Source organism: Pseudomonas sp. R62 (assembly GCF_000257605.1).
Lineage (GTDB): Bacteria > Pseudomonadota > Gammaproteobacteria > Pseudomonadales > Pseudomonadaceae > Aquipseudomonas > Aquipseudomonas atacamensis.
Genome location: NZ_JH635998.1, coordinates 1,156,596 through 1,166,042, shown reverse-complemented (window position 1 = coordinate 1,166,042; position 9,447 = coordinate 1,156,596). Strand labels below are relative to the sequence as shown.

Here is a 9,447-nt window from a genome sequence, read left to right as displayed (position 1 = left end):
TCGTGATCAGGGTTTTGGCATTACCTTGTATGTCGGCCAGCGCAAAGGCTCGGCCAGCACCTCGGCCACCGGGCCGGAGGCGATTCGTGAAACCGTCGCAGCAGCACTGGCCATCGCCAAGCACACTTCCGAAGATGAAGCCTCGGGCCTCGCCGACGCCGCACTGATGGCCAGGGATGTGCAGGATTTCGACCTGTTCCACGAATGGGACATTACCCCGGAGCAGGCCATCGAGAAGGCTTTGCTCTGCGAGGCGGCGGCGTTCGATGCCGATGCGCGGATCATGAACGCCGACGGCACCACCCTCAGCACCCATCAGGGCTGCCGGGTTTACGGCAACAGCCACGGTTTCATCGGCGGCTACGCATCGACCCGGCACAGCCTGAGTTGCGTGATGATCGCTGAAGCCGACGGCCAGATGCAGCGCGATTACTGGTACGACGTCAATCGCCAGGGCAGTCTGCTCGCCGATCCGGTGAGCATCGGCCAGCGTGCCGCGCAACGTGCAGCCAGCCGTCTGGGCGCGCGGCCGGTGCCGACCTGCGAAGTGCCGGTGCTGTTTTCCGCCGAACTGGCGGGCGGTCTGTTCGGCAGCTTCCTCTCGGCCGTGTCGGGCGGCAGCCTGTATCGCAAATCGTCGTTTCTCGAAGGCACACTCGGGCAAAAGCTGTTCCCGGAATGGCTGACCATTGATGAGCGCCCGCATCTGATGCGCGCCATGGGCAGTGCTTCCTACGACGGTGATGGCCTGGCGACTTACGCGAAACCGTTCGTCGAGAAGGGCGAGTTGGTTTCCTACATCCTCGGCACCTATTCCGGGCGCAAACTGGGCATGCCGAGCACCGCCAACGCGGGCGGTGTGCACAACCTGTTCGTCACCCATGGCGATGAAGATCAGGCAGCGCTGTTGAAGCGCATGGGCCGAGGTCTGCTGGTCACCGAATTGATGGGCCACGGCCTGAACATGGTCACCGGCGACTATTCGCGCGGTGCGGCGGGCTTCTGGGTGGAAAACGGCGAGATCCAGTTCGCTGTGCAGGAAGTGACCATCGCCGGCAACATGCGCGACATGTTCAAGCAGATTGTCGCGGTGGGTAATGATCTGGAGCTGCGCAGCAACATCCGCACCGGCTCGGTGTTGATCGAGCGGATGACTGTCGCCGGCAGCTAAGCCGCGAATCCGCCAACAAAAAAAGGCGCGCCATCCGTTCTGGATGGCGCGCCTTTTTTCTTCGCTTCGCACAAATCCCCTGTGGGAGCGAGCCTGCTCGCGAAAGCGGTGGATCAGTTGTAAATGTGCTGACTGACACAGCGCATTCGCAAGCAGGCTCGCTCCCACAAGTGAGCAGCGCAAACTCGAGTGCTTGTGTTGGTTCTCATTATCATCTAATAATAAATCTCATCTCCGAACGAGTCCCGGATCATGAGTTCTGCCTTGCACGAGCAGCCTTACCTCGAAAGCTGGCGCTGGATGAGCCGCCAGATCCGTTGCGCGCTGGATCCTGACGAACCGCGCCTGATCGAACACTACCTCGCCGAAGGACGCTATCTGTCCTGTTGCACAGCCACTTCGCCCTGGACTGTCGCCGAAACGTCTTTCCGTCTGCTGCTCGATACCGCCACCGACATCGCGTTGCCGTGGCACTGGCGCAGCGTCTGTCTCGATCAAGCCTGGCGCCCCTTGCGTGAAATGGAGCGCCTGTCGCTATGCCAATGCCGCTTGCGGCGCTGGCAACGCTACACCTGGCAGCTCGCCACTTGCGAGTTGCAACCGTCGATTCCTCTCATTGATTTGCTGCAAGGACATTCGCATGACCAAGACACGTATTGAGCGCGACAGCATGGGCGAACTGCAGGTGCCGGTCGATGCGCTCTATGGCGCGCAGACCCAGCGCGCCGTGGACAACTTCCCGATCAGCGGCAAGCCGATGCCGACGCAGTTCATCCGCGCGCTGATCCTCGCCAAAGCCGCCGCTGCCCGGGCCAACGTTGAGCTGAACCAGATCAGCGCGGCCCAGGGCAAAGCCATCAGTGATGCCGCGCAAGGTCTGCTCGAAGGCGATTTCATGCAGCATTTCCCGGTGGATATCTTCCAGACCGGGTCCGGCACCAGCTCGAACATGAACGCCAACGAAGTGATCGCGACGCTGGCCAGTCGCATGCTCGGCGAGCCGGTCAACGCCAACGATCATGTCAACTGCGGGCAAAGCAGCAACGACATCATCCCGACCACCATCCACGTCAGCGCCGCGCTGGCGCTGCATGAACAATTGCTGCCGGCGCTGTTGCATCTGGTCCAGGTCATCGAGCGCAAGGCCGAGCAAGTGCATCACCATGTGAAGACCGGGCGCACTCACCTGATGGACGCGATGCCGGTGCGCATGAGCCAGGTGCTCAACGGTTGGGCGCAGCAGCTCAAGGCCAATATCGGCCATCTGCAGGATTTGCTGCCGAGCCTGCAAGCGCTGGCGCAGGGCGGCACTGCGGTCGGTACCGGGATCAATGCGCATCCGGAGTTCGCCGCGCGATTCAGTCGGCATCTGAGCCAACTGACCGACGTGCAGTTCACCCCGGGCAAGGATCTGTTCGCGCTGATCGGCTCGCAGGACACCGCGGTCTCTGTCTCCGGCCAGCTCAAGGCCACCGCCGTATCGCTGATGAAAATCGCCAACGACCTGCGCTGGATGAACTCAGGTCCCCTGGCCGGCCTCGGCGAGATTGAACTGCAAGCGCTGCAACCGGGTTCATCGATCATGCCCGGCAAGGTCAACCCGGTGATCCCGGAAGCCACCGCGATGGTCGCTGCGCAAGTGATCGGCAACGACTCGGTGATCACCGTCGCCGGTCAATCCGGCAACTTCGAACTGAACGTGATGCTGCCGATCATCGCGCACAACCTGCTGAGCAGCATCGAACTGCTGGCCAATTCCAGTCGCCTGCTCGGTGACAAGGCAATCGCTACTTTCAAGGTCAACGAATCGCGCTTGCAAGAAGCGTTGTCGCGCAATCCGATTCTGGTCACCGCACTCAACCCCATCATCGGTTACCAGAAAGCCGCCGAAATCGCCAAGCAGGCCTACAAGGAAGGCCGCGCGGTGATCGACGTCGCTCTGGAACACACCGACCTGTCGCGCAGCCAACTGGAAGAGTTGCTCAACCCCGAGAAACTCACCGCCGGCGGCGTGTAAACCCCGCAACCGCTTTGGAGGCTCACCATGGAGCACTGGAAACGCACGATCGAACGGGCCAATCGCTGCTTCATGCTGGGCGAACTGATCGACGCCCGCGAGGCTTACCTGCAAGCCCTGGCCCTGGCGCAAGTGTTGTTCGAACGCTGGGCGGATGCCGACGAAGCGGTGGCGGCCTGCGTCGTCTCTCATCACAACCTCGCCGACCTGCATTTGCGCCTGAATCAACCGGAGGAGAGCGCCGAATATCTTTGCGCCATCCACCAGCGCTTGTTGCAAACCATGCAGGACGAACGCCTGCGCCCGGCCCTGCGTGAGGCGGCGTTGCGCCAGAGCAGCAAGACCTACGTCGAACTGTTGAATTTCATCAGCGAGCACGGCGAGTACCCGCGCACCCAGCGCCTGCTGCATCCGGACACCGGCAATGCCCGCCGCGCCTCAAATCCCCATCAGTATGGAGTCCATTGAAATGGCTTTTACCTTGCCTGCCTTGCCCTACGCCTACGATGCCCTCGAGCCGCACATTGATGCGCAGACCATGGAAATCCATTACACCAAGCACCACCAGACCTACATCAACAACCTCAATGCCGCCGTGGAAGGCACCGAGTTTGCCGAGTGGCCGGTGGAAAAACTCGTCGCCAGCGTCCAGCAGCTGCCGGAAAAACTTCGCGCGGCGGTGATCAATCAGGGCGGCGGTCACGCCAATCACTCGCTGTTCTGGGAAGTGATGGTGCCCAACGGCGGCGGCAAGCCCGACGGCGCGCTGGCCACGGCTATTGATGAGCAACTGGGCGGACTCGACAGCTTCAAGGAAGCCTTCACCAAAGCCGCGCTGACCCGTTTTGGCAGCGGCTGGGCGTGGCTGAGCGTCACCCCGGAGAAAAAACTGATCGTAGAAAGCAGCGGCAATCAGGACAGCCCGTTGATGAACGGCAATACCCCAATCCTCGGTCTCGACGTCTGGGAGCACGCCTACTACCTGCGCTACCAGAACCGTCGCCCGGAATACATCAACGCGTTCTACAACGTGATCAACTGGCCGGAAGTTGCTGCGCGCTATCAGGCCGCACTGGTTTAAGCCTTCAATAAAAACAATCCAGGGCTGACTATGGGCACGGAAACACTGGCGATTGGCAGCGGGCGCATGTTTCGCTACGCGGTGGGCTCGCTGTTGCTGCTGGCGGGGATGACTTTGCTGGTCGCCCACGGTTTGCAGTGGCTGAATTTGGAACCGCGGCTGTTGCGCGCCTTGCAGGGCGGTGCCATCTGCGCCTTGGGCACGGCGCTTGGCGCGGTGCCGGTGCTGGTGATCCGGCGCATGCCGCAGGCACTCAGCGACACCTTGCTGGGATTTGGTGCCGGGGTGATGCTGGCGGCGACGGCGTTTTCACTGATCGTGCCGGGCATTGCTGCGGCGGAGAGTCTTGGTCTGACGCCGTGGGCCGCCAGTAGCCTGATCTGCTTCGGCATCCTGCTCGGCGCGTTCGGTCTGTATCTGGTGGATCGGCGCGTTTCCGGTGCCTCGCCGCAGATGCTCGTCGGCACGCTGGAGCATCCGGTGATTCCGCCACGAATCTGGCTGTTCGTGTTCGCCATCATCGCGCACAACATTCCAGAAGGCATGGCGGTTGGCGTATCTGCCGGCGGCGGGATGGCGGACGCCGACAGTCTGGCGATGGGCATTGCGTTGCAGGATGTGCCGGAAGGGCTGGTGATTGCGTTGGTGCTGGCCGGGGCGGGAATGTCGCGGGTAAGAGCGTTTCTGATCGGCGCGGCGTCGGGGCTGGTCGAACCGGTATTTGCACTGGTATGCGCGTGGCTGGTGAGTCTGGCTCAGGTGCTGTTGCCGCTGGGACTGGCATTGGCGGCCGGGGCGATGTTGCTGGTGGTGACCCACGAAGTGATTCCGGAGTCGCGCCGTCATGGGCATGACAAGCTGGCCAGTCTGGGCCTGTTGGTCGGGTTTTGTCTGATGATGGTGATGGATACGGCGTTGGGGTGAATGGAGGCGAGGAACAGTGTCCCCGCCTCGCGGATTATTCACCTTCGTCGAAATACCTTTCGATCAGATCGACCAATGCGTCCATGGCTTCCTGAGCCTGTTCGCCTTCGGTGCTCAAATGGATCTTGGTGCCTTTGCCCGCCGCGAGCATCATCATTGCCATGATGCTCTTGCCGTCGACAGTCGTTTCAGGGGTGCGTCCCACCCGGATCGTGCAGTCTGGATACTGACCGGCCACGCCGACGAATTTGGCCGATGCCCGGGCATGCAGACCCAGTTTATTGATGATTTCGATTTCACGAGCAGGCATCGCGGTGTGGATCCTTTAGGTGAGGTCGCGGTGGCGAACCTGGACGTTCTTCAGGGTTTTCTGCAGGGCCTGACCCAGACGTTCGGTCAGGTAGACGGAGCGGTGGTGCCCGCCGGTGCAGCCGATGGCAATGGTCACGTAGGCGCGGTTGCTGGCGGCGAAACGTGGCAGCCACTTGTTCAGGTAGGCGTAGATGTCCTGATACATTTCTTCGACATCCGGCTGCTGCGCCAGGTACTCGGCCACCGGTGCATCAAGGCCCGATTGCGCGCGCAGCTCCGGTTTCCAGTACGGATTGGGCAGGCAGCGCACATCGAAGACCAGATCGGCATCGACCGGCATGCCGCGCTTGAAGCCAAATGATTCAACCAGAAACGCCGTGCCGGGCTCAGGCTGATTCAACAGACGCAACTTCAGGGTATCGCGCAGTTGATACAGATTCAGGCTGGTGGTGTTGATTTTCAGGTCAGCCAGATCGGCGATCGGGCCGAGCAGGGCGGTTTCATCGTGAATCGCCTCGGCCAGCGAGCGATTGGCGTTGCTCAGCGGGTGACGTCGCCGGGTTTCGGAAAAACGCTTGAGCAGGGTTTCTTCGTCGGCGTCCAGGTACAGCACATCGCACTTGATGTGTTTGGCACGCACGTCTTCGAGCAACTCGGGAAAGCGTGACAGATGGCTGGGCAGGTTGCGTGCATCGATCGACACGGCGACCAGCGGCTGCGCCAGTTCCGTGTGAATCAGCGCCCGCTCGGCCAGTTCCGGCAGCAAACCGGCCGGCAGATTGTCGATGCAGTAGTAGCCGTTGTCCTCAAGGACATTCAGGGCGGTACTTTTACCCGAGCCCGAACGGCCACTGACAATGATCAAGCGCATGATTAGTGCCCGTTCTGCTCGTCCAGTACAACCTGGTACAAGGCTTCATTGCTCGGAGCGCTGCGTAACTTGTCACGCACTTCCTTGCGGTCGAGCATGCTGGCGATCTGGCGCAACAACTCCAGATGCGCGTCGGTTGCGGCTTCCGGGACAAGCAGCACGAACAGCAGGTCCACCGGAGCGCCGTCGATGGCATCGAAATCAATCGGAGCTTCGAGGTGCAGCAGGGCGCTGACCGGCGCCGTGCAGCTCTTGAGGCGGCAGTGGGGAATGGCGATGCCGTTACCAAAACCGGTGGAGCCGAGTTTTTCACGGGCGATCAACGCCTCGAAGACGTCCTGCATCGCCAGATCCGGCACTTCGCGGTGGATCAGGTTGGCAATCTGTTCGAGGGCTTTTTTCTTGCTGCCGCCCGGCGCGTTCACTTGGGAACGGCCGGGGGTCAGGATGGTTTCAAGTCGGATCATGGGATAGGGGTGTTAACGACCGGTCGCGCCCTGGAGGAGGCTCTGGGTCTTTTCCTTATGCTTTTTGAGTTGGCGATCCAGCTTGTCGGTGAGTGAGTCGATCGCAGCGTACATGTCGGTATCTTCTGCGTTGGCGACCACTTCGCTGCCGGGGATATGCAAGGTGGCTTCTATCTTCTGCTTCAGCTTTTCGACGCACATCGTGACCTGCACGTTGGTGATCTTGTCGAAATGTCGCTCCAGTCGCTGGAGTTTTTCCTCGATGTAGGAACGCAGAGGTTGGGTCACTTCCAGTTGGTGTCCACTGATGTTGACTTGCATACAGCTTCTCCTTCGTTGCCAGTGCATAAAGCGGCAGGCCGAAAAGCCTGCCACTGGAACGCTGTAACGTGGCTTACATCAACCGCTTGCGTTCGCTCGAAGGCGCGATTCCGAGGGATTCGCGGTACTTGGCGACGGTGCGGCGAGCCACCTGAATGCCTTGTGCCTCCAGTAAACCAGCGATCTTGCTGTCACTCAACGGCTTTTTCTGATTTTCCGCGGCGACCAGTTTTTTGATGATCGCGCGGATCGCCGTGGACGAGCATTCGCCGCCTTCGGAGGTGCTGACGTGGCTGGAGAAAAAGTATTTCAGCTCATAAATACCGCGCGGGGTATGCATGAATTTCTGTGTGGTCACCCGGGATATCGTCGATTCGTGCATGCCGACCGCTTCGGCGATGTCATGCAATACCAACGGCTTCATCGCTTCGTCGCCGTACTCGAGGAAACCGCGCTGATGTTCGACGATCTGCGTGGCCACTTTCATCAGGGTTTCGTTGCGGCTCTGCAGGCTCTTGATGAACCAGCGGGCTTCCTGCAACTGGTTACGCATGAAGGTGTTGTCGGCGCTGGTGTCGGCACGCTTAACAAACCCGGCGTACTGGGCATTGACGCGCAGGCGTGGCACCGATTCCTGGTTCAGCTCGACCAGCCAGCGCTCGTTGTCCTTGCGCACGATCACATCGGGAATGACGTATTCGGCTTCGGTCGACTCGATCTGCGAGCCCGGACGCGGATTGAGGCTCTGCACCAGTTCGATGACCTGGCGCAGCTCGTCTTCCTTGAGCTTCATGCGGCGCATCAACTGGCTGTAATCGCGACTGCCGAGCAGGTCGATGTAATCGGCGACCAGACGCTTGGCCTCGGTCAGCCACGGCGTCTTCGCGGGCAGCTGGCGCAGTTGCAGGAGCAGGCATTCGCTGAGATTACGGGCGCCGATCCCGGCGGGCTCGAATTGCTGGATGCGATGCAGGACGGCTTCGATCTCGTCGAGCTCGATGTCCAGTTCAGGATCGAACGCTTCAAGAATTTCTTCGAGGGTTTCGTCCAGATAGCCCTGATTGTTGATGCAGTCGATCAGGGTCACGGCGATCAGGCGATCGGTGTCGGACATCGGCGCCAGGTTCAGTTGCCAGAGCAGATGGCTCTGCAGGCTCTCGCCGGCGGACGTGCGGGTGGTGAAATCCCACTCATCGTCATCGCTGCTGGGCAGGCTGCTGGCGCTGGTCTGGTAGACGTCTTCCCAAGCGGTATCCACCGGCAGTTCGTTGGGGATGCGCTCGTTCCACTCGCCATCCTCGAGGTTGTCCACCGTCGGGGCGGTTTCCTGGTAGGAGGGTTCCTGGATTTCGGCGGGCTTCTGTTCGGCGTTGTCGGCCAGAGGATCGGCGTTGTCGAAGTCGTCGCCTTCTTCCTGGCGTTCGAGCATCGGATTGGATTCCAGAGCCTCCTGGATCTCCTGTTGCAGGTCCAGGGTCGACAATTGGAGCAGGCGGATGGCCTGTTGCAGCTGCGGTGTCATCGTCAGCTGCTGGCCCATTCTCAAGACTAGCGATGGTTTCATGGCAGGGGCTTAACACCTTATTCGCCGGCGCTTTGCGCCATCCACTACAGGGCGCCGAAGCGCCAAACTTAAGCAAATTATATGCCTGAAACTGAAGTGTTTGCCTAGAGCGCTGTAACAATTAAAGCGGATAAATGCGCCTTGAATCGATACAGCGCTGTCGCGCTTACAGGCGGAACTCGTGACCCAGATACACTTCCTTGACCAGATCGTTGGCCAGGATGGTCTCGGCATCACCTTCGGCGATCAGTTGACCGTCGTTGACGATGTAAGCGGTTTCGCAGATATCCAGGGTCTCACGCACGTTGTGGTCGGTGATCAGCACGCCGATGCCCTTGGCCTTGAGGTGGTGAATGATCTGCTTGATGTCGCCGACCGAGATCGGGTCGACACCGGCGAACGGTTCGTCGAGCAGGATGAATTTCGGCGCAGTGGCCAGGGCACGAGCGATTTCCACCCGGCGGCGCTCACCACCGGACAGGCTCATGCCGAGGTTGTCGCGGATGTGGCTGATGTGGAATTCCTGCAGCAGGCTTTCCAGCTCCTTGCGCCGACCGGCCTTGTCGAGTTCAGGGCGAGTCTCGAGGATCGCCATGATGTTGTCGGCGACCGACAGTTTGCGGAAGATCGACGCTTCTTGCGGCAGATAGCCGATACCGGCCTTGGCGCGGCCGTGCATCGGCTGGTGGCTGACGTCCAGATCATCGATCAGCACACGG

Annotated in this window: 12 protein-coding genes; 6 read left to right on the top strand and 6 right to left on the bottom strand. The window is 60.6% G+C overall.

Annotation, left to right across the window (positions count from 1 at the left end):
- The 6 genes from pmbA to OQK_RS06695 all read left to right on the top strand — a co-directional run.
- Positions 1-1,171 (top strand): metalloprotease PmbA (gene pmbA, locus OQK_RS06720; protein ID WP_016771691.1); only part of this gene is annotated, 1,171 nt, incomplete at its 5' end.
- A gap of 252 nt (positions 1,172-1,423) precedes the next feature.
- Complete coding sequence (locus OQK_RS06715) at positions 1,424-1,831, top strand: hypothetical protein (protein WP_016771690.1); 408 nt, start codon at positions 1,424-1,426, stop codon at positions 1,829-1,831.
- Positions 1,812-3,188 (top strand): class II fumarate hydratase, encoded by a 1,377-nt coding sequence (locus tag OQK_RS06710; protein ID WP_016771689.1) that lies wholly within the window; start codon positions 1,812-1,814, stop codon positions 3,186-3,188. The genes OQK_RS06715 and OQK_RS06710 overlap by 20 nt, the downstream gene beginning before the upstream one ends.
- A 27-nt stretch (positions 3,189-3,215) precedes the next feature.
- Positions 3,216-3,656 (top strand): hypothetical protein, encoded by a 441-nt coding sequence (locus tag OQK_RS06705; RefSeq protein ID WP_016771688.1) that lies wholly within the window; start codon positions 3,216-3,218, stop codon positions 3,654-3,656.
- 1 nt (position 3,657) lies between these two features.
- Positions 3,658-4,269 carry a superoxide dismutase gene (locus OQK_RS06700; RefSeq protein WP_016771687.1) on the top strand — a complete coding sequence of 204 codons (612 nt, stop codon included), beginning with the start codon at positions 3,658-3,660 and terminating at the stop codon, positions 4,267-4,269.
- Positions 4,270-4,299: 30 nt separating this feature from the next.
- Positions 4,300-5,193 (top strand): ZIP family metal transporter, encoded by an 894-nt coding sequence (locus OQK_RS06695; RefSeq protein WP_016771686.1) that lies wholly within the window; start codon positions 4,300-4,302, stop codon positions 5,191-5,193.
- Between the two features lie 34 nt (positions 5,194-5,227).
- Here OQK_RS06695 and OQK_RS06690 read toward each other — a convergent pair whose 3' ends face one another.
- From OQK_RS06690 to lptB, 6 genes are all read right to left on the bottom strand, one after another.
- A complete protein-coding gene (locus OQK_RS06690; protein WP_016771685.1) occupies positions 5,228-5,503 on the bottom strand; it encodes an HPr family phosphocarrier protein in 276 nt (91 codons plus the stop codon).
- Positions 5,504-5,518: 15 nt separating this feature from the next.
- A complete protein-coding gene (gene rapZ / locus OQK_RS06685; RefSeq protein ID WP_016771684.1) occupies positions 5,519-6,376 on the bottom strand; it encodes an RNase adapter RapZ in 858 nt (285 codons plus the stop codon).
- Positions 6,377-6,378: 2 nt separating this feature from the next.
- Positions 6,379-6,843, bottom strand: coding sequence for a PTS IIA-like nitrogen regulatory protein PtsN (gene ptsN, locus OQK_RS06680; protein ID WP_016771683.1), 465 nt, complete (start codon positions 6,841-6,843; stop codon positions 6,379-6,381).
- Between the two features lie 12 nt (positions 6,844-6,855).
- On the bottom strand, positions 6,856-7,164 hold the full coding sequence (gene hpf / locus OQK_RS06675; protein WP_007912419.1) for a ribosome hibernation-promoting factor, HPF/YfiA family: 309 nt from the start codon (positions 7,162-7,164) through the stop codon (positions 6,856-6,858).
- A gap of 73 nt (positions 7,165-7,237) precedes the next feature.
- On the bottom strand, positions 7,238-8,728 hold the full coding sequence (locus OQK_RS06670; RefSeq protein ID WP_016771682.1) for an RNA polymerase factor sigma-54: 1,491 nt from the start codon (positions 8,726-8,728) through the stop codon (positions 7,238-7,240).
- Between the two features lie 166 nt (positions 8,729-8,894).
- On the bottom strand, positions 8,895-9,447 hold a 553-nt coding region (gene lptB, locus OQK_RS06665), incomplete at its 5' end, for an LPS export ABC transporter ATP-binding protein (RefSeq protein WP_038860661.1).

What these genes read in the sequence shown, in the direction of transcription:
- OQK_RS06715 (WP_016771690.1), top strand. Translation starts at nt 1,424, where the DNA reads ATGAGTTCTGCCTTGCACGAGCAGCCTTACCTCGAAAGCTGGCGCTGG.
- OQK_RS06710 (WP_016771689.1), top strand. Translation starts at nt 1,812, where the DNA reads ATGACCAAGACACGTATTGAGCGCGACAGCATGGGCGAACTGCAGGTG.
- OQK_RS06705 (WP_016771688.1), top strand. Translation starts at nt 3,216, where the DNA reads ATGGAGCACTGGAAACGCACGATCGAACGGGCCAATCGCTGCTTCATG.
- OQK_RS06700 (WP_016771687.1), top strand. Translation starts at nt 3,658, where the DNA reads ATGGCTTTTACCTTGCCTGCCTTGCCCTACGCCTACGATGCCCTCGAG.
- OQK_RS06695 (WP_016771686.1), top strand. Translation starts at nt 4,300, where the DNA reads ATGGGCACGGAAACACTGGCGATTGGCAGCGGGCGCATGTTTCGCTAC.
- OQK_RS06690 (WP_016771685.1), bottom strand. Translation starts at nt 5,503, where the DNA reads ATGCCTGCTCGTGAAATCGAAATCATCAATAAACTGGGTCTGCATGCC.
- rapZ (WP_016771684.1), bottom strand. Translation starts at nt 6,376, where the DNA reads ATGCGCTTGATCATTGTCAGTGGCCGTTCGGGCTCGGGTAAAAGTACC.
- ptsN (WP_016771683.1), bottom strand. Translation starts at nt 6,843, where the DNA reads ATGATCCGACTTGAAACCATCCTGACCCCCGGCCGTTCCCAAGTGAAC.
- hpf (WP_007912419.1), bottom strand. Translation starts at nt 7,164, where the DNA reads ATGCAAGTCAACATCAGTGGACACCAACTGGAAGTGACCCAACCTCTG.
- OQK_RS06670 (WP_016771682.1), bottom strand. Translation starts at nt 8,728, where the DNA reads ATGAAACCATCGCTAGTCTTGAGAATGGGCCAGCAGCTGACGATGACA.